Origin of the sequence: Paenibacillus sp. ClWae2A (assembly GCF_032452295.1) — a bacterium.
Taxonomy (GTDB): domain Bacteria; phylum Bacillota; class Bacilli; order Paenibacillales; family Paenibacillaceae; genus Paenibacillus.
The window spans coordinates 196,889-216,480 of the sequence record NZ_JAULSQ010000006.1 but is presented as its reverse complement, the minus strand read 5'-3'; the positions used below and the strand labels follow the sequence as shown (position 1 = coordinate 216,480).

The window sequence follows — 19,592 nt, the reverse complement described above, 5'->3', positions numbered from 1 at the left end:
TATTTATCTCAGGCCTCAGCTGGTTGTTTCACCTCAAGTTGCATCAGGGAGAATCCGTATGCTTCCAGATCGAGGGTCAGTTTGTTTTGCCGAGCTTCCACGGCGTTTAATGTGAACAGATTTCGCCAGACGTTACGATCTGCCAAAGGAAGTTCAAGGGTACATGGCTCATCACCCGCATTCAGCACAAGAAGCATGCGCTCTCCCGTATGCGAATCCAATCGTTCGATGGCAAGACAAGGGTCTCCGGCTTTTGCATATACAATCTTCAGTTCTGTGCTGCGTAGGGCAGGGTGCTGTTTGCGCAGGGCAATCGTACGGGTGAAGAATTCCAGAAGTTCACGGTTCTGCTTGGTCTCATCCCATTCCATACACTTACGGCAACCCGGATCATATCCCCCGTCAAGACCGACTTCGTCTCCATAATAGATACATGGCACACCTGGATACGTAAGCAGCAACGTAACGGCAAGTTTCATCTTGCGCTCGTCTCCATCACACAAGGTCAGCAGTCTGGGTGTATCATGACTTCCGAGCAGATTGAAGGCCGCTTCGGTCACAGGCTGTGAATAGGCTGCGAGCAGTTTGCCAATCTCATTGGCAAATCCGAGTCCGTCGAGCTTTCCATGCACTGTATAATCCAATACCGAGTTGGTAAACGGATAATTCATCACAGCATCGAACTGGTCTCCCTGAAGCCACATGAGCGAATCATGCCAGATCTCACCAAGCAAATAGGCATCAGGCTTGATGGTTTTTACCGTCTGACGGAATTCGCGCCAGAACTGATGATCTACCTCGTTGGCTACATCAAGCCTCCAGCCGTCAATGTCCATCTCCTCAATCCAGAAACGTCCTACGTCCAGCAAATATGCCTTCACTTCAGGGTGTTCCGTGTTCAGCTTTGGCATAAGTGGTTCAAAGGCAAAGGTGTCATAAGTTGGTATACCATCCTCCACACGTGGCGGCCAATCTTTGATATAGAACCAGTCTGCGTAGGGGGAAGCGGCTCCATTCTTCATCACATCCACAAAAGGAGGGAACTCTCTGCCGGAATGATTGAACACCGCATCCAGAACAACGCGTATGCCGCGCTGATGACAGGCGTCCACAAAGGCTTTGAACTGTTCATTGGTTCCAAAGTGAGGATCAACTTTCATGTAATCGCCTGTATTATATTTGTGATTCGTAGTAGCCTCGAACAGCGGACAGAAGTAGATGGCATTGATGCCAAGCTGACTTATATGATCCAGATGATCAAGCACACCTTGGAGGTCGCCGCCGAAGAAGTTCACCGGTGTGGGTTCCCCTCCCCAGGGTTCAGCATTTTTGGGACTGATGGATGGATCGCCATTGGCATAACGTTCAGGGAAAATCTGATAAAATACAGCGTCCTTAACCCATGCAGGCGGTTCAAAAATGTCGACTGGATTCATAAATGGAAAATCAAAGAATTCAAGTGGATGATCGGGCAGTTCCTGCTCGAATCCGCGCTCAGTCATCCAGACCGATTCTTCCCCCTGAATCAATTGGAAGCCATACCGTAATCTGCGATAGGGAGGTGAAGTCTCGGCTTCCCAATAATCGAACATTTCATCCTGGGCAAAGATGCGCATGGGAATGTGCGTGATCGTCCGATCCCAGGCATATTTGTCCCCGGTAATAGCAATCACCGCATCCAGGTCCCCGCGTTTGGACCGAAGTCGGAGGTGCATGGTCGCGCGGTCATACGCATAAGACCAATTGAGTTTGGGGCGATGATAAATGGCTTCAAGAATCATGTGAATCACTCCTCGTCAGATGATGAAATTCAGATCAATGCGGCCATAAACGCAAAAAAGGCACAACCTCTATTGTTCACGAGGTTGTACCTTTCGGCAGCATAGCCTTTTGATTATAGTGCTATTATACGAACTAACTCAGCAAAAGAAAACACTTTTTTTCCTTAAATTTCAATTTGTTATGTTCGAAACATAGGATATTTCCGCTTCATATATCAGATAAGGGTGAATGAGTATCACCGCATATCTGAAGTTACTGTTTTTTATAAATCAAATCCAAGTTTATTGGCGTATGCAGAGAATTCTTTGTGAAACTTCTCGATATTTTTCTTGCCGGCATCAATTTTGGCATTGGCTTGTTTCAGGACAGCGCTGTTTACCGTTGTTTTGGAGACCGCTTTTTTAGCGAGTTGGAATCCTTCCAACTGTGTATAGCTACCTTTGATCAGGTTGGCATGGATTTTTTGCAATTCCGTAGTTTGCGGTTTAATCAGTTTCAGCTTGGATACATATTTGGTGTAGTTAGGAATCGCTGTGTTGGTCAGTTTCAGGAAAACGGACTTGCGATTGGACGATGTAATGTAGAATCCACCTCCCAAAGCATTGAAGGCTTTCTCCTCATATACCGATGCCTTATCCAACTGATCAAGGTAGCTCAGGAAATCTTCTTCTTCAACTGTAGGGATCGGTTCTTGTTCTGATGTGTCAACTTCTTCATAGTATTCGTCTTCCGAATATGTAGTGGTTGAGTCGTCCGCAGCTGAGGCGTAGGACCCCGCAGGTGCGAATACCCCGCCGAGCAAGACAAAACTCATAATGATTGATAGTACCCAAGATTTCTTCACGTGTTAATTTCCCCTATCTATAGATGTGATTTTATTCCAATGGATAATCTAACATAGTACGACAAGATATTACAGGAATTGTTTTACAGTAAATAACTCGCTTGAATGCATATGGATGAATAATGATTCACCAGCAAAAAGGACATCTATTAGATGAAGCTAAAAGTAAGAAGAGAGATTTGTATATTTAGCAGGTAAGAAAAAAATTACATATATGGTTTATGTGGAGGCGTATTGTATCGATATATATTATATAGATGTAACTGAAATGTCTTTGTTTATTGTTGTTTTAAGAAGTCATAGAGTTCGAGATTGAGTGAGAAGTTTTTCCAAATAAAATACTTGTATAATGATTTCATCTCCATTACAATACAATTGATAATGAGATTCAATATCATTTAGAGGGAAAAGGGGAGACGGGTTACATGTATAAAGTAAAGAAAAAGCTATACATTTATGCAGCATTTATTCTGATGATTTCACTACTTGCCGGTTGTGCTTCGGGTGGAAGTGCCGAGACAACGAATACGTCCAGCCAAGCTGCAAGCAGTAATGAGAGCAATAATGAAAGTGATAAAACAGCTAGTGCAGCTGAAGATCAGACCCGAGTGATCAAACATGCCATGGGCGAAACCACAATCAAGGGAACCCCGCAAAAGATCGTGACACTGTTCCAGGGTGCGAATGATGTAGTTGTTGCACTTGGCGTGAAACCAACAGGCGTGGTGGAATCATGGGTTCAGCAACCAGTCTATGAATATCTGAGAGCAGATCTGGACGGAGTTCCACAAGTAGGACAGGAATCGCAGCCCAATCTGGAAGAGATCAACAAGTTGAAACCGGACTTGATTATTGCTACGAAGATCAGACATGAAGAGATCTATGAGCAATTGTCCCAGATCGCACCAACGGTAGTGACGGAGACCCTGTTTGACTGGAAAGAAACGGTGAAAATAGCGGGTGAAGCGATGAATATGGTTGAGCAATCTGATAAATTGTTGTCTGATTGGGATGGCCGTGTAGCAGATTTTAAAGCGAAAATGGGCGATCGTCTGCCAATTGAAGCAACCATTACGAACTTTAGAGCCGATCAGGTTCGTATTTTCTACATGGGTTATGCAGGTAAAATTCTGAACGAGCTTGGATTCACCAGACCCGAAGGACATGATGCAGACACATGGGGAGTTGAATTGACTTCCAAAGAAAACATTCCGGATATGAATGCAGACATGATCTTTAACTTTAACTCAGGCACAGAAACCGATGCCATTCAGAAAAATTATGATGATTGGACGAGCAGTCCACTGTGGAAAAACCTTGATGCAGTCAAGAACAATCAATTGGTTCAGGTCGATGAAGTGGCCTGGAACATGGCAGGTGGATACACATCGGCCAACATGATGCTGGACGATCTATATAAGCAGTTCAACCTGAACTAACTAACAGGAGAAGAACCTGCCATGCACCAGGACATTCGTTAACGAAGTGTATGGGCAGGCAGGTCTTTTTTCATTTTACAGATGAAAGAGTGAGAATATGTTTCCCCTTTTTACAAAGGTACGCGCCAAGATCTGTGGTCTGGCTGGTTTATTCATATTGCTTCTATTGGCCTGTCTAGCCAGCTTGATTCTGGGACGCACGCATATCACATTTCAGATGGCATGGGATGCGCTGCAATTCTATGACGAGAGTTCTGTGGAACATGTGGTGCTCCTGACGGAACGGCTGCCACGTACAATTATCGCTGCTGTCGTTGGTGCAAGTTTGGCCGTGGCGGGTGGACTGATGCAGGCATTAACACGTAATCCGCTTGCATCACCAAGTGTGTTCGGAATTAATTCCGGTGCGATCTTTTTTATTGTTATTGCCATTGTTGTATTGTCCGTATCCTCGCTAACCACCATGATGTGGTTTGGTTTTGCAGGGGCTGCCATTGCCGCGGCAATTGTATATGGGCTAGGTTCCCTCGGTCGTGATGGTCTGACACCGATCAAAATTGTATTGGCAGGTACGGCAATCTCCGCGTTATTTGCCTCGTTCACACAGGCCATTCTGGTGTTGGATGGAACCGGATTGCAGGATGTATTGTTTTGGCTTGCCGGTTCAGTAAGTGGCCGGACGTTGGAAATGTTATATCCTGTTCTGCCGTACATGACAGCCGCAGCTATTGTCTCTTTGTTCATGGGTAGAGCGATCAACCTGCTGCTGACGGGTGACGATATCGCCAAAGGCATGGGGCAGAATGTACTTCTGGTCAAGGTGCTCATGGGTGTTGTTACGGTATTGCTGGCGGGTGGTTCGGTTGCCGTAGGCGGTTCGATCAGTCTCGTCGGTCTGGTTGTCCCGCATATCATGCGTGCACTGGTGGGCAATGATTACCGCTGGCTCGTTCCTTACTCTATTGTAGGGGGAGCGATTCTGCTGCTGTCCGCGGATGTTGTTGCAAGGTTGGTGATCATGCCGCAGGAAGTTCCACTCGGTGTCATGACTGCACTGATTGGCGGACCATTCTTCGTATACATAGCCCGCAAGGGGGTGACGAAGATATGAGGAAGATGTTGACTTTTCGCAACAAAAAAGACACCGTCTCGTTGCAAATGGAACGGAAATCACTGGCCGTCATCGTCATGTGTATCCTCTTGTTTCTGGTGGCAGGAGTGGTCGGTACCAGTGTAGGCAGTGACTTTATTTCTCCGCTGGATGTGCTTAGAACGATATTTGGCCTGAATGCAGGGGAGCATGACTTCGTCGTGCTGACCCTGAGACTGCCACGAGTGTTATTATCCCTGCTCGTAGGTGCAGCTCTCGGTATGTCAGGTGCGCTCCTGCAAGGTATTATCCGTAACCCACTGGCCTCACCGGATGTCATCGGAATCACTGGTGGTGCAGCTGTTGCGGCTGTAGGTTTTGTTACATTGCTGGGCGGAGCGGTGAGCATCAAGTTGTTACCACTGTTCGCCATCGCTGGCGCAATTGTGACGGCTTTGATCATCTACGTGCTTGCCTGGAAAAAGGGAGTCAGTCCGATCCGCTTGGTGCTGATCGGAATTGGAGTGTCAGCCATTACCGGGGCCGGGACGACGTTCATGTTGATCCTGAGTCCGTTCTACACGGCAGGTCAAGCCTATATCTGGCTGACAGGAAGTATATATGGAGCATCGTGGACCGATGTCCGAACGATTTTGCCGGTTATCGTGATTGTTGTACCTCTGGCGATCTGGTTCGCCCGCAGCCTGAATGCACAGGAGTTCGGGGATGACCTAGCCACAGGGCTGGGGGTAACGGTACAGTGGCATCGTTCAGTATTGCTGTTATGCAGTGTATTGCTGGCGGGAATTGCCGTTGCGGTTGCCGGAACCATTGGGTTTGTTGGTCTAATCGCTCCACATATTGCCCGGAAGTTGGTCGGCCGGATGTTTGGCAGTATGCTGATTGTGTCTGGACTGGTTGGTGCTCTGCTTGTATTTGCTGCAGATCTCATAGCTCGTACAGCCTTCCTACCGCTTGATGTTCCCGCAGGGGTATTCACCGCAGGCGTAGGCGCACCGTTTTTCCTGTATTTGTTGTTCAAGAATCGAAATCAGTTTTGAGGAGGAGAGAGCTGTGAGTATTCTGGAAGCCAAGGAGCTTACGATCTCCTATGGAGCAGATCCCATTATTGAAAATTTGAACCTGACCATTCCCAAGGGACAGATTACCGTCCTGATTGGCAGCAACGGCTGTGGCAAATCTACGCTGCTGCGTACGATGGCCCGGTTGCTGAAATCCAGCTCCGGTTCGGTACTGCTGGATGGCGAAGAGATTGCGAAGCTGCCAACCAAGGAAATTTCAAGACGCATGTCCATCCTGCCACAGGGTCCGACCGCTCCGGAAGGTTTGACGGTGAACCAACTGGTTAAGCAAGGACGTTATCCACATCAAACGTGGCTGAAGCAATGGTCACGAGAGGATGAGCGCATGGTCAAGCTGGCACTTGAATCCACACATCTGACAGAACTCGCGGATCGGCCTGTGGATGCATTGTCCGGTGGACAGCGTCAGCGTGCCTGGATTGCGATGACACTTGCGCAGGGTACTGAAACGCTGCTATTGGATGAACCTACAACCTATCTGGATATGACACATCAGATTGATATCCTCGATCTGTTGTTTGAGTTGAACGAACGGGAAGGACGCACGATTGTCATGGTACTTCATGATCTGAATCTGGCATGTCGTTATGCGCATCACATTGTGGCTGTTCACAACAAGTCCATCTACGCAGAAGGTAAACCGGAAGATATTGTTACACAGGACATGGTCCGTAAAGTCTTCCAGATGGAGTGTGAGATTGCGGTTGATCCACTGTTCGGCACACCAACCTGTATCCCGCATGGAAGGGGAAGGAAGCTGAATGGAGAACAGCGTTACACTCAGCTGGCCTGAGGATCAAAAAGTCCGTTTTTGATTCGTTCAATAGTTATTCAAAACTCCAAATCAACTCCATTGTATGATTATACAGATGACAAATTAGGCAAGCCGTTGGTAAAACCATGCCCCAGGCTTGCCCGGTTTGTTGTGCCTATTATTCGATAAAAGCATACCTGCATCGACTCAAACCCACACTAAATTCAATCTTATTTTTCCTTAAAAGTTTATTATTGACAACATAACTCGAATTGCCATAAAATAGATTTTATATGATATTGATAATCATTATCAATATAAAACTACAATAAAAATTGATGAAAGTATGAGCTATATAAGTTTAATTCAAATTTCACACGTTAACGGAGGGGGCAGAACAGATCTGAAGAAGCGTAGCGTGCGCCTTTATCCCCGGATTTTCCCCTTTGTAAAGGGATTCAAAAAAATCTGGGGATAACAGCGATCGGAAGATGGTTCTGACCGCGCAGTGATTTCGTGTGAAAACTCTATTCAACTTATATAGGAGCGAGTACCTTCATTCGATCGAGGAGGATTTTCAGTGTTTCCGAAAGGGATTCATAATCTGCAAAACCGACTCATTATAAACAAAGCGAGAGAAATGGGCATCACCTGTGAGCCACTTCTTGAGGGATGCGAAGATTTTCTGAAGCTGTCTGTAGGGGACAAGCAGATCATCATTAACAAAACCAGATCTCATCGTCTGCCGTTAATCGCTGGACTGCTCGCGAAGAACAAGCAGGCATGTAATATGTTGTTGCATGAACAGGGGATGCCTGTTCCATCATTTATCGTGATCCCGGAGATGGGAAGCGAAGCAGCAGATTTTCTGGAAAGGCATGGCTCTATTGTAGTGAAACCGCTGGATGCGAGCAGCAGCATGGGCGTGACGCTTGATGTGCGTACCCCAGATGAACTGGAGGCTGCCATTCATCTTGCGAGTGTCCACGGCAGAAGCATTATGTTACAGCAATATGTGACCGGGATCGATTACAGAGTGCTGATTATTAATGGTGAAGTGGCGGCTGTGAACCAGTATCGGCCTGTCTATGTCGAGGGAGACGGAACTTCAACCGTTCGGGCTTTAATTGAGCAGTTGAATCAGGAACGAATCGAGATGACACCCATTGGCGAGTATGAAGCGTTTCCCCAGGTGGATGCAGAAACGGAACGACTGCTGGAGGTATTACGTGCACAAGGGACAACACTGGATGAAGTACCTGACGCCGGAAAAGAAATCGAGTTATACGATCTCCGCAATTCTGCCGCCGGAAAAATCAGTGAATTCTACAAGGATTGTACCGAAATTATTCATCCCGAAAATGCCCGAATGATCATTCAGGCGGCAAAGACTCTTCAGATCGATGTAGCAGGGGTCGATGTTCGTTGTTGTGATATCCGCACGCCAATCTCCAGAGAACAAGGGGGCATTCTGGAAGTGAACGCCTTGCCAGATATGACACACCACGTCTTCCCCCATGGTGGGACAACTCGTGATGTGGTTCGGTTATATCTGGAATACCTGTGTCAGGAACAACTTGAATCTAAGATGTATAGCTTATAACAACGTATAGATGACAAAATATACGAATAACAGATGACGAATACCATCATTTAATTCGGACCTTACCATGATTTTGAACCAATACTATGTCATATGCAAAATGTAGACAAGAAACACAGGCAGCAGGTTCAGCCTGAATCGATTAATAAGGAGCGTTAGAGGGCTATGTCAGTAGAGGTGCAGACGGAATATCTGAAGATGCAAAATGAGAAGGAATCCAATGCAAGATCGTACCCCAGACATTTCCCGCTTGTCATTAGCAAGGCCAATGGGGTAAAGATTACCGATACGGAAGGCCGTGTATTCTACGACTGCCTCGCTGGTGCAGGAACATTGGCGCTGGGGCACAACCATGACACGGTGGTCAACGCCATTCGCGATGTCCTGGATCAGCAGATTCCGCTTCATACACTGGATTTGGCAACGCCGCTGAAGCTTTCATATATGCAAGAACTGTTCTCCATTCTTCCAGCAGAGATGCGAGACAAAGCCAAAATCCAGTTCTGTGGTCCAACCGGAGCGGATGCAGTAGAAGCAGCCATTAAGCTGGTCAAACATGCCACAGGTGGCAAGTCCATTCTTGCCTTTCAGGGAGGTTATCACGGTTCGACCCAAGCGACGATGTCGATGAGTGGCAACCTGAGCAAGAAACAACATCTGCAAAGCCTGCTACCCGATGTTCATTTCCTGCCGTTTCCTTATGAATACCGCTGCCCATTTGGTGTTGGTGAAGGCATGACGGCCCGGTTGAGCGCACAGTATATCGAGAACCTGCTCGATGATTGCGAGAGCGGTATTGCCGCACCGTGCGGGGTCATTGTGGAGACGGTTCAGGGCGAAGGCGGGGCGATTCCGGCAGACCTTGAATGGTTGAGGGAGGTGCGCCGAATTACGGCAGAGCGAAGCATTCCACTTATTATCGACGAAGTTCAGACAGGCATCGGACGGACAGGGCGAATGTTTTCGTTTGAACATGCCGGAATTGTACCCGATGTAATCATCTGCTCCAAAGCAGTTGGCGGAAGTCTGCCCATGTCTGTTGTCATCTACCAAGAAGAACTGGACCAATGGCAGCCTGGGGCGCACACGGGTACGTTCCGTGGCAATCAGCTTGCCATGGCTGCGGGACTTGCTACACTTCGGTATATTCGGGAACAGGATGTTTTGCACAACGTACATCTGCGCAGTGAGCAGTTCATGAATCAACTGAATGCAATGAAAGGGCGGTATGCAGAGATTGGTGACGTGCGAGGCAGAGGACTGATGATTGGCGTTGAGGTGGTTGATCCAATGGGACGCAAGGATCGTCTGGGACATTATCTGCCTAATGGTGCGCTGGCTGAGTCGATTCAGCGTGAATGTTTCAAGAATGGATTGATTGTGGAACTGGGTGGGCGTCATTCAGCTGTTGTTCGTTTTCTGCCGCCGCTGAATATTACGGAGCAAGAAACGAGTGCAATCCTTACGATCTTTGAGAAATCGGTAACTGAAGCGATTGCCCTAGCAACGGCCGCATGCTGAAGTTGTCCCTGATGAAGAGGCATGCAGTATTACTCGCGATTCTGATCGGTGCTTTTTCGCTGGTGCTGACCAACAGTGCATTTAACCTGCTGCTGCCTTATTTTGTGCAATATTATCAGATATCTACCACAGCAGGCGGATGGATCATCGCGCTGTACATGCTGGCTATGACGTTAACGATGCCGCTGGCTTCCCTGATCGTGGACCGATTGGGCCGTAAACAGACATATATGCTGGGCATCACCATCTATGGAGTGTTCTCGGTGGCAGGTGCGTTGTTTTATCACTCCATCGAAGTACTGTTGCTGGTCCGTTTCATGCATGGGGTCGCGGCAGGGTTGATGATTCCGTTATCACTTGTGCTGCTGTTTGATGTCTACGGACCGGAGGTAAGGGGACGAATTACCGGAGCATGGGGCTTGCTGCTTATGCTGGCTCCTGCTGCTGGTCCAACGCTGGGTGGCTTCATCATTCAGTATGGACGGCTTGAAATGCTGTTCTGGCTCAATGTGCCACTGGCTGTGTTTTCGTTCATCGGGTGCGGTCGAGTCATTCAGACCTATATCCCTGCGCGCAGAAAAAAATGGCATCTATCCAGCGTCATGCTGCTAATCTGTGCGGTAGGTGCCCTTAGTCTCGGGGTGCAGTTGTATTCAAGCCCTGTCGTAGGGGTATGGGTACCTTGGATGCTGATTGCGCTTGGTGTGGTGTTGCTTATTCGTTTTGTCCAGACCGAGAACGCTCGCAAGGAACCACTGATCCGGTACCCGTTGCTGCGGCGTAATGCCGTCTTTCCGCTGACTGTATTGATCTCGACCATTCAGGATTGTGTCATGTTTGGCGTAATCTTTGCATTGCCGTTATTGTTCCAGGACGTCTTCCACCTATCGCCGGCCCTGTCCGGTGCGTTGTTCATTCCCTTGTCGATCTGTACAAGTCTGTTCATGTGGATTGGCGGCAGCTTGCTGGATCGTGGTCGGTCCATGCATTTTATCGCATGGGGCACATTGTTGGTGTCCATATCGATCTTGTCGTTTGCGGTTCTGCCCATGGGAGCATCGATCTGGATCATCGGTATGCTCATGGCGTGTCGGGGAATTGGCGTTGGTCTGTCAGGCATGAGTATCTCTGCAATTGGTCTGCAAGCATTACCGGACGAAGACATGCACGAAGGGTCGGTGTTATCAACCACGATTGAGCGTCTGGCTTCTTCGTTTGCGGTGATGGGCATGACCCTATATTACGATATGCGTTGGCAATGGCTTGCCGGGGCAGGAACGTCCATGGAGATGGCAAAATGGGGAGCACTCAAAGAGATCTGTATCGGACTTGGCTGCGCCATACTGCTTACACTTCCCCTGGTCTTACTTATAACCCGAAAGAAGGTTGGCATCATTGTTCGAGATGGAAAACAAGCTCCGGTCTGAGGCTGAGCAGCAGGCCCACGAACATTCGTGCAAGCTGCTGTTGAACTGTTACATCCGTGAGCTTGCGCTAGAAAAAGAAAGCGATATTCGGATTAATCCGAACACGCTGACGTACACTGTTGCTTTTCAAGCCAGTAGAGTGAAGGTGACAGGACGCTTGTCTTATTACTCTGCGATAGGGGAGCATGAATACCTCAGCATGGAATCTGGCGGGGAAACGGTGCATTATAGCGACTTGGTACGTTGGATCACATCTGAGCTAAGCGGAAATGGGGAACAGGGAGCGAGTTCGGATCAACATGGAATGAATAAAAGTGTGATGGAAATGAAGAGTTCACTTGAGCTGGAGAATGTAGATCCATTGGGTGAGAATACGAATCGCGTAGAGCTGGCGTATGCCAGAGATTTTGCACAAAAGGTAGATAACAGTGTGGGTAACCTTACGTTGTATATCGAACAAGCGGCCGGTCTCGACATCCACGACTATCGCACATCTGAACAGTCACTGTTGTATGGTCATCCGTTCCATCCGTTTCCGAAAAACTCCAAAGGCTTCAGCGAGCAGGATGTACAGAAGTACAGTCCGGAGTTACGTACATCGTTTCAACTCTGTTATATCGCCGTGAGGCAGGATGTCTACATGCAGGAATGGGTGGATGACGAGGGCGCAATGGATTTGCATTACCTCCTGCGGAGCCATGTGGAGCCTATTTTAAAAGAAAAGAAAGGAATGTATGGGCTGTTGCCTGTCCATCCATGGCAATACGCATACATATCGCGGTTGACCGAGATACAGTCCTATTTTCGAGATGAAAAATTAATCCTACTCGGTAGTGCGGGGCCAACCGTCTACCCAACCTCTTCAGTCCGTACAGTTTATGTTCCCGCATGGAACTGCAATATCAAGCTGTCACTGAATATGCAGATCACCAACATGATTCGCACCAATAGTGCCGAGCAGATGCGCAGAACACTGGATGCCTCCAGATACGTCAGGCAGCATGACTGCTTCGGTGCTGAACCGAACACGCATATTGCGTATGAGACAGGCGTAGCGACTTGTGCTTTTGAAGATGAAGAGTTAACCAGCCTGTTTACGATAGCGTATCGACCCATTGAGTTTGATGTTGAGAATACGTATGTCTTATCCAGTCTGGTTGAAGCACCGCTTCCCGGGATGCGCTCTAGGTTGATGACGATGCTGGGTGGTGGACGTGACATGGCCGAGCGTTGGCTGGATCGTTATCTGAAATGTACTCTGCTGCCGATTGTACGGGCGGCTGGTGAGAAAGGCATTCATTTTGAAGCTCATCTTCAGAATACCCTTGTGACCTTAAAGGATGGGTTGCCTGTTGATTTTATCGTCCGCGATCTGGAAGGGGTCAGTGTGGATGAGGAACTTATAAGTGAACAGGATCGTGCTGCATCCGATTTATTATTTTATTCGCGAGAGAAAGCCTGGGCGCGGACATCGTACTATTTTATCGTCAATCATCTGGGGTCTCTGATCCATGTGATGGCGCGAGATTTGAACGTCCCGGAGGAGCATTTCTGGGAGCAGGTACGTGAGGTACTTGCAGATGAACTGGAACGAACGGGCAATGCATATGTGCAACATCTGCTGACAACGGATGCATTTCTGGCCAAACAAAATCTGGTGAGTTGTCTAAGGGGTATCAGCCAGACCCCGGCCTACGTGCCGGTGAGCAATGTAATGAAACGAATAGGGAGTGAAGTGCGTGGGAGTCGTGGGATACAGGGCTGAAGCATACGGCAGGACAGAAGCAGTCTACGTGGGTGTACAGGAACGGATCATGCGGCAGACGTTGGAGGCGATGTGGTTCGAAGGCATTCTGGACAGTCATGTGGGTGGAAGCGAATGGCGAACCGAGGGCCTTACATCTTCCGGCGATTCTGTGGCGTACACGTGTGAAGCGGAGCGAAAGTTCTCATTTGGCCGGGTGAAGGTGAAGAAAGGTTCGATTCAAAGGGAAGGCGTACTCTGCACCGATCTGGATCTGTTTTTGGAGGAAATTGTGCTGAACGCTTTGAAGGGTGCAAATGTCAGGGCTTTTATCCAGGAACTGCTCGAAACGATGGCAAAGGACAGCCAGTGCCGGGCAATATTACCCTTGAACATTCCGAGTGAAGATCAACATTATGATGCGCTCGAAAGTCACATGACCGACGGTCATCTTTACCACCCGAGTTATAAGTCGAGGTTGGGATTTTCTTTGAAAGACAATCTGGCTTATGGCCCTGAATTTAACTCGAAGGTTGCATTAGTCTGGGTGGCTGTGAAAAAAGAATTTGCTCAGACCGCTGTATCCGCAGGGTATAGCTCTGAAAAATTGGTGGGGCAACATCTGACCGCGGAGGATATGCAGCGATTTCAACAGATCCTGCAACAACAAGGTCGTACGGACATGGGTGAGAACGTCAACGCATATGCGACGAGTGCAGATCAGCTTGGGAGCAGTGCCGAGGTTGGTGAAATAAAAATTGCTCAAGATAGCTTAATAGGCTCTAGCGTTGGCAGCAAAGACAGCAAGATGGATGGGGAAATAGGTTCTAAGGCGGGTGATCGATATATGTTCATTCCGGTTCATCCATGGCAGTGGGAGCATCAGTTGGAATCGGTATATGCCCGGCAACTGATGGATGGGGACATCGTGTATCTCGGTCCATCGTCTTCGCCCTATCGTGCACAGCAATCGATCCGTTCGCTGTCGAACCGGGTGAATCCGGAAGCGTCTTACATCAAGCTGGCACTCAGCATCACCAACACGTCGAGCACGCGTATTCTGGCACAGCATACAACCCAGAACGCACCGCTGATCAGTGATTGGCTGGAAGAACTTGTCCGTGAAGATGAGCTGTTGCAGCAGGCGCAGTTTGGCATTTTGAAAGAAATCATGGGACTGTCGTTCCGTTATGAGCAGTTGCCTGCAACGCAGTATGGACGGGCCTATGGTACGCTCGGTGCGATCTGGCGGGAGAATGTATCTGTTCATCTGAAGCAAGGTGAGACGGCGTGGCCGTTGAATGCGCTTATGTTGGTACAGCCGGATGGTGTTCCATTTATCCATAATGCTGTAGAACGACATGGGGTGAAAAAGTGGAGCGAGGCCCTTGTTCGCACGGTTACACTGCCGATTATACATTTGCTCTATGCACACGGGATTGCGCTGGAATCTCATGCTCAGAATATTATTTTGGTACTGGAAGACGATCTGCCGAAACGAATCATTATCAAGGACTTGCATGATGGTGTTCGTTATGTACCTGATCAACTGTTACATCCAGAACGGGCACCGAAGCTGAACCCGGAGCCGGAAACTCATCGCAAGTTCAATCGGTACTCCTTCATCTATGCGGGAGATGTGTCGGAAGTCCGTGACTACACGTATGACGCATTCTTTTTTATCTGCATGACAGATATTGCGTTGGCGCTTGAGAAGTTTGGGTTGTCAGAGGAAGCATTCTGGCAGCTGTGCGCAGGTGTTATTGTGGATTATCAGCGAGAGCACCCGGAATACGCAGAGCGGTTTGTTGCATTTGACCTTTTTGCCGAAGATGCACTGATTGAAGAGATGACCAAGCGCCGTCTGTATGGGGATGGGGAGTTATATTTCCGCAAGGCGATCAATCCGCTCAAGGTATCAAAGGATACACTTGAATCCAAGAGAACACCCGAATCAAAGGGAATCGTCGAATGAGGATTAACACGCTGAAGGAAAAGATTGCACGCAAACAGCCTGTCTATGGCCTTTTTGTAACCATACCACACCCGGTCATCATCGAGATGATCGGACAGGCGGAATATGATTTTGTCATTATTGATCTGGAACATGCCGCAACTTCGATGGAATCAGTGGAAGAGTTGATCCGAGCGGCAGAACTGGTCGGCCTTACCCCGTTGGTTCGCATTTCGAAAGTGGAGCGAGTGGAGATTCTTAAAGTGCTGGACTGTGGCGCACAAGGTATCGTCATTCCGCATGTCGAGCAACTGGAGCAGGTGGAGGAAGCGGTTCGTTACGCCTACTATCATCCGGTTGGCATACGCAGCTTGAATAGTGGTCGTCCCGGTGTATTCGGGAAATATCCGCTCACGGGATATATCGAGGAAGCTAATGAACAAGTGATGGTTGTCCCCATGATTGAAAGTGCGGAGGGCGTTCGGCAAAGTGCACAGATTCTATCTCACCCACAGGTGAGTTTTGTATTGGAAGGAGCGGCGGATCTGTCGCAATCTCTCGGTGTGCCATGGCAGACAGAGCACCCGGATGTGAGACGTGCGCTAGATGAATTGCATGCTATTGCCCAGCAGTGCGAAGTACCTTATGCAACGGTCACTAGAGGCGTGGATGACATGTCGCTCTGGGCTGAGCGGGGAGTACATATATACGTGCTAGGTGATGATCGGAATACGGCGTTTCGGGCGTATGCCCAAAAACGGAATGATTACAGGAATGCGGGTGGGCAGATATGAAACCTAGTGTATGGCAAGCGATCGATGAACTGCAACGCGGGATGGAAGACCCGGTATGTGCGTATGTCTACGATCTGGCTGGCATTCAGGAACAGGTACGTCAGATGCTGGACAGCATGCCTGGGAACACACAATTGTTCTACGCTATCAAGGCGAATCCAGATCCGCGAATCATTGAGACGTTGCTTCCATTTGTGAAGGGTTTTGAAGTGGCTTCGATTGGAGAGCTACTCAAGGTTAGAGCGGTAAGTCGCGAGGTTCCGATTCTGTTTGGAGGTCCGGGTAAAAAGGAGAGCGAACTGAGGCTAGCCATCGAGAATGGCGTGAGTTACATTCATGTGGAAAGTTTGCTGGAGCTGCGGCGGATCATTGCGATTGCGAAAGAGAGAGCGATGAAGCAGGAGCAGGTGCAGGAGAGCAGGCAGAAGCAAGAATGGGAGCAGAACCCGGAGCAGAGATATACGCAAGCATACGGCGAGGAACTGATGCAAGAGCAGAAGCAAGCACAGGAAGTGCGTATTCTGCTCCGGATCAATCTGCGAAGCAGTACGTTACCTCGGACGAAGATTGTTATGGGCGGTGGGCCGAGTCCTTTTGGAATCGATGAAGAGGCGGTGGAAGAAGCCATTGAACTCATTCGTGTGGAAGGCGCAGGTGTGGTTCGGTTAAGCGGGTTCCATTTTCACTCCTTGTCCAACAATATGGATGCCAGGCTACATGCCGAGATGATCGAGCTGTATTTGCAGAAGGTGGAGCAGTGGCAGCAGCAGTATGATCTTCCTGTGGAAGTGGTGAATGCAGGAGGCGGGTTTGGTGTAACTTACGACGGCAGTCCCGGATTCGACTGGCCTTTATTCACTTCCCTGCTGGAGCAAAGTGAAGCCAGACAGCGCCTTGTTTCACGCGGAGGTCAGCTGTATTTTGAATCGGGTCGACTACTGGTGGCAGACCACGGGTATTACGCGGCAGAGGTTACGGATATCAAAACTTCTCATGGTCAGTATTTTGCCGTGTTAAGGGGAGGTACGCATCACAATCGTCTGCCTGCTTCATGGGGACATAACCATCCGTTTCAGATTATGGCGACGGATCGCTGGAAACACTCGTTTGCCCGTCCACAGGTAAGAGATCGTCGAGTCCATATCGTAGGTGAGCTATGCACACCCAAGGATCGCATGCATTCTGATGCGGAGGTAGCACTGCTGCGCGTGGGAGATATTGTTTTGTTTGAAAAGTCTGGGGCTTATTGCTGGACCATCTCGCATCATGATTTTCTGGGGCATCCGCACCCGGCATTCCATTATCTAACGGAGGACAATAATCATGTCAACACTGATGAAGCGTTCCAGTCTGCAAGCCGCTGAACGCCGGATTATGGCGGATCTGATGAATTCATTTTTGTCGGAGCAATTAATCCCACTGGGGGATCAACCGTTCATTGATTTTGCCGCAGCACCTGCACCGTTCCGTCGATTGTACAAAGGATATGACGGCGAAGAGCATAATCAGAATGGGGCTTCACATGTCAGATTGCATACGCAAGGTGTACTGTGTCTGGTTGAAGCAGGAGTAAGACAGGGGACTCAGTGGGTTCAGGGTTCACCGATCTACGAGGAGAATACAGATGGAAGCTGGGTTCTCCTTGATTCTCCGACAGAGGTTGGACGTGCGGTGTTACAGAGGTCTTTGTCAGATGAAGCCTATGCACAACCCGGAGTAGCAGAATTTCTGTCTAGTCTGAATATTGCCGTAGAGCAGTATGCTCTGGGCTGGGAACAAGTTCAGTATCTGTCCGCCAACGTTCCGGCATCTGCTTATGAATGGTTTATCAAAGGTGAACGCGTTGCAGCATTGCGGGATCGTCCATTTCATCCATCGTCCAAAGCCAAAGTGGGATTCAACGCAGAAGATGTAACTCGGTATGCAGCGGAATTCGGGAAGGCGATTTCGCTGCGTTGGGTGGCTATACGACTGGATGCCGTACAGCAAGGTTGCGAAGGTGGCCTGTCCATTTTAGACGTGTTAGATGATGTTCAGCGCAGAGTGGTGGAAGCCGAGTTTGCTCGAAAAGGGATCACGTTGGACGAATATCTGCCCATGCCTGTTCATCCGTGGCAATTGGAACATGTGATTCTGCCTCGCTTCACGGGGGAGATCGAAGAGGGTAGCATTGTCGTATTGGACATAGAAGTGGGCGATGTACAGGCAACATCCTCTTTGCGCTCGATGGCCCCATCAACCGAGTCTACCCTAATGCTCAAGCTACCGGTTAGCGTATTGTCACTGGGGGCTGCTCGTTATCTTCCGGTGGTCAAGCTGCTGAATGGTCTTGCTGGAGAACAGATGTTAAGGCAGGCTGTAGCTTGCGACGAGACGTTGAAGGATAAGGTGTATATGTGCGAAGAGCAGAACTGGTGGGGCTGCATGCCGGAATCCATGGGACTGTTCGATGATCATCCCCGGCACCTGGCTGCACAGATTCGTGTGTATCCCGCTGAATTGTTGGATGATGATTATAAAGTAATCCCAATGGCCGCACTGGGTGTGAATCTGGAAGGGCATCATCTATTGACGGAGATTCTGGGGGATACCCTGAGTAGCACGGATGTCCTCGACTTCTATACCAGCATAACTACGACGTTTTATGATATCGTGATGCGTCTGTTCAAGGTGGGCGTTGTGCCTGAGATTCATGGTCAGAACTGCTGTCTGGTGTTACGAGATAATCAGGTAAAAGGTCTTTTGTTCCGCGATCATGATTCCGTGCGTCTGCATCAGCCATATCTGGACAAACATGGCATTGCAGACCCTGCCTATCATATTCGACCTGGCTACTCGAACAGCCTGTATAACGAGACGATTCAGAAGCTGATTTTCTATGTGCAGTCGCTGGGCACGCAGGTGAATCTGGCTGCGATCATGGAGGCACTTAGCGAGGTGTATCACATCCCGGAAACGAAGTTTTGGGAGATCACGGAGCAGGCTTGGAAGGAAGCGCTGCAACAAGTGCAGCTTCCAGAATCCGACCGGGCCGCGCTCACTCATGTGATATTCGAGAGCAAGGAGTGGCCCGTGAAGTTAGTTGTCCGTCCGCTGCTTGAAGCAGACGGGGTGCCTGGCGCGATGCCATCAGGTAAAGGCATAGGGTGGAACCCTTTTTACAAGGGATAGAATGCAGAAGGTGGCCCGCTTGATGGGCTGCCTTTTTGGTTTTTTTGGTAATGAAGGTTCAAATCGGGGGGGGGGAATAAATGTTCATAATTATTGAAGGTGAATCTGATGAAATCCAAGTACAGAAATCGGACTGATGTTATAAATGAATAAGTGTTACTGGCTCACCTTCTTATGACGGCAATGTGTGGCTGAAGACGAGAGACCACAACCGCATCGTTACGGAAGGTATCTATGTAGCTATTTTGCAGCAACCAGACGGACAATAGCATAGCTTTTTTTTCATCTGTCAACTTGACGGAGGATGAACATATTGCACGAGATAAAAAAAGAGCACTCCCAGAAAAAATAAGGAATGCCCTTTAA

The 19,592-nt window shown here is 48.7% G+C and carries 14 protein-coding genes; 12 read left to right on the top strand and 2 right to left on the bottom strand.

All coding sequences use genetic code 11. The features are described 5' to 3' along the window. Window positions 1-8 precede the first annotated feature (8 nt). Together QVE09_RS19320 and QVE09_RS19315 are read right to left on the bottom strand one after the other, a co-directional pair. Window positions 9-1,781: an alpha-glycosidase gene (locus QVE09_RS19320; protein ID WP_315938084.1), complete on the bottom strand. Its 1,773-nt coding sequence runs from the start codon at window positions 1,779-1,781 to the stop codon at window positions 9-11. A gap of 263 nt (window positions 1,782-2,044) precedes the next feature. Beyond that, entirely contained in the window at window positions 2,045-2,626 is a 582-nt protein-coding gene (locus tag QVE09_RS19315) for a hypothetical protein (protein WP_315938083.1), read from the bottom strand. A 425-nt stretch (window positions 2,627-3,051) separates the two neighbouring features. On the opposite strand from QVE09_RS19315, the gene QVE09_RS19310 reads away from it, so the two are divergent. The 12 genes from QVE09_RS19310 to QVE09_RS19255 all read left to right on the top strand — a co-directional run bounded on the left by QVE09_RS19310 (window position 3,052) and on the right by QVE09_RS19255 (window position 19,226). After that, complete coding sequence (locus QVE09_RS19310) at window positions 3,052-4,065, top strand: ABC transporter substrate-binding protein (protein WP_315938082.1); 1,014 nt, start codon at window positions 3,052-3,054, stop codon at window positions 4,063-4,065. A gap of 97 nt (window positions 4,066-4,162) precedes the next feature. After that, a complete protein-coding gene (locus QVE09_RS19305) occupies window positions 4,163-5,176 on the top strand; it encodes a FecCD family ABC transporter permease (protein WP_315938081.1) in 1,014 nt (337 codons plus the stop codon). Continuing rightward, the gene (locus tag QVE09_RS19300; RefSeq protein WP_315938080.1) at window positions 5,173-6,216 is read left to right on the top strand and encodes a FecCD family ABC transporter permease; all 1,044 of its coding nucleotides are present in this window, start codon (window positions 5,173-5,175) and stop codon (window positions 6,214-6,216) included. The genes QVE09_RS19305 and QVE09_RS19300 overlap by 4 nt, the downstream gene beginning before the upstream one ends. 13 nt (window positions 6,217-6,229) lie before the next feature. Next, the gene (locus QVE09_RS19295) at window positions 6,230-7,051 is read left to right on the top strand and encodes an ABC transporter ATP-binding protein (RefSeq protein ID WP_100526515.1); all 822 of its coding nucleotides are present in this window, start codon (window positions 6,230-6,232) and stop codon (window positions 7,049-7,051) included. 541 nt (window positions 7,052-7,592) lie between these two features. Next, window positions 7,593-8,615: an ATP-grasp domain-containing protein gene (locus QVE09_RS19290; protein ID WP_315938079.1), complete on the top strand. Its 1,023-nt coding sequence runs from the start codon at window positions 7,593-7,595 to the stop codon at window positions 8,613-8,615. 165 nt (window positions 8,616-8,780) lie between these two features. Continuing rightward, window positions 8,781-10,136, top strand: a complete 1,356-nt coding sequence (locus QVE09_RS19285; protein ID WP_315938078.1) for a diaminobutyrate--2-oxoglutarate transaminase — start codon at window positions 8,781-8,783, stop codon at window positions 10,134-10,136. Between the two features lie 11 nt (window positions 10,137-10,147). Next, on the top strand, window positions 10,148-11,563 hold the full coding sequence (locus tag QVE09_RS19280; protein WP_315938077.1) for an MFS transporter: 1,416 nt from the start codon (window positions 10,148-10,150) through the stop codon (window positions 11,561-11,563). Next, on the top strand, window positions 11,541-13,328 hold the full coding sequence (locus QVE09_RS19275; RefSeq protein ID WP_315938160.1) for an IucA/IucC family protein: 1,788 nt from the start codon (window positions 11,541-11,543) through the stop codon (window positions 13,326-13,328). Before QVE09_RS19280 ends, QVE09_RS19275 begins: the two co-directional genes overlap by 23 nt. Beyond that, the gene (locus QVE09_RS19270) at window positions 13,303-15,282 is read left to right on the top strand and encodes an IucA/IucC family protein (protein WP_315938076.1); all 1,980 of its coding nucleotides are present in this window, start codon (window positions 13,303-13,305) and stop codon (window positions 15,280-15,282) included. Before QVE09_RS19275 ends, QVE09_RS19270 begins: the two co-directional genes overlap by 26 nt. Further along, window positions 15,279-16,055, top strand: coding sequence for an HpcH/HpaI aldolase family protein (locus QVE09_RS19265; RefSeq protein WP_315938075.1), 777 nt, complete (start codon window positions 15,279-15,281; stop codon window positions 16,053-16,055). Before QVE09_RS19270 ends, QVE09_RS19265 begins: the two co-directional genes overlap by 4 nt. After that, window positions 16,052-17,419, top strand: coding sequence for a type III PLP-dependent enzyme (locus QVE09_RS19260; protein ID WP_315938074.1), 1,368 nt, complete (start codon window positions 16,052-16,054; stop codon window positions 17,417-17,419). The genes QVE09_RS19265 and QVE09_RS19260 overlap by 4 nt, the downstream gene beginning before the upstream one ends. Beyond that, window positions 17,379-19,226, top strand: a complete 1,848-nt coding sequence (locus QVE09_RS19255) for an IucA/IucC family protein (RefSeq protein WP_315938073.1) — start codon at window positions 17,379-17,381, stop codon at window positions 19,224-19,226. The genes QVE09_RS19260 and QVE09_RS19255 overlap by 41 nt, the downstream gene beginning before the upstream one ends. Window positions 19,227-19,592: the final 366 nt, after the last annotated feature.

Bases quoted from the DNA above. Each gene is read 5' to 3' on its own strand.
- QVE09_RS19320 (WP_315938084.1), bottom strand. From the start codon at position 1,781: ATGATTCTTGAAGCCATTTATCATCGCCCCAAACTCAATTGGTCTTAT.
- QVE09_RS19310 (WP_315938082.1), top strand. From the start codon at position 3,052: ATGTATAAAGTAAAGAAAAAGCTATACATTTATGCAGCATTTATTCTG.
- QVE09_RS19305 (WP_315938081.1), top strand. From the start codon at position 4,163: ATGTTTCCCCTTTTTACAAAGGTACGCGCCAAGATCTGTGGTCTGGCT.
- QVE09_RS19300 (WP_315938080.1), top strand. From the start codon at position 5,173: ATGAGGAAGATGTTGACTTTTCGCAACAAAAAAGACACCGTCTCGTTG.
- QVE09_RS19285 (WP_315938078.1), top strand. From the start codon at position 8,781: ATGTCAGTAGAGGTGCAGACGGAATATCTGAAGATGCAAAATGAGAAG.
- QVE09_RS19280 (WP_315938077.1), top strand. From the start codon at position 10,148: ATGAAGAGGCATGCAGTATTACTCGCGATTCTGATCGGTGCTTTTTCG.
- QVE09_RS19275 (WP_315938160.1), top strand. From the start codon at position 11,541: ATGGAAAACAAGCTCCGGTCTGAGGCTGAGCAGCAGGCCCACGAACAT.
- QVE09_RS19265 (WP_315938075.1), top strand. From the start codon at position 15,279: ATGAGGATTAACACGCTGAAGGAAAAGATTGCACGCAAACAGCCTGTC.
- QVE09_RS19260 (WP_315938074.1), top strand. From the start codon at position 16,052: ATGAAACCTAGTGTATGGCAAGCGATCGATGAACTGCAACGCGGGATG.
- QVE09_RS19255 (WP_315938073.1), top strand. From the start codon at position 17,379: ATGTCAACACTGATGAAGCGTTCCAGTCTGCAAGCCGCTGAACGCCGG.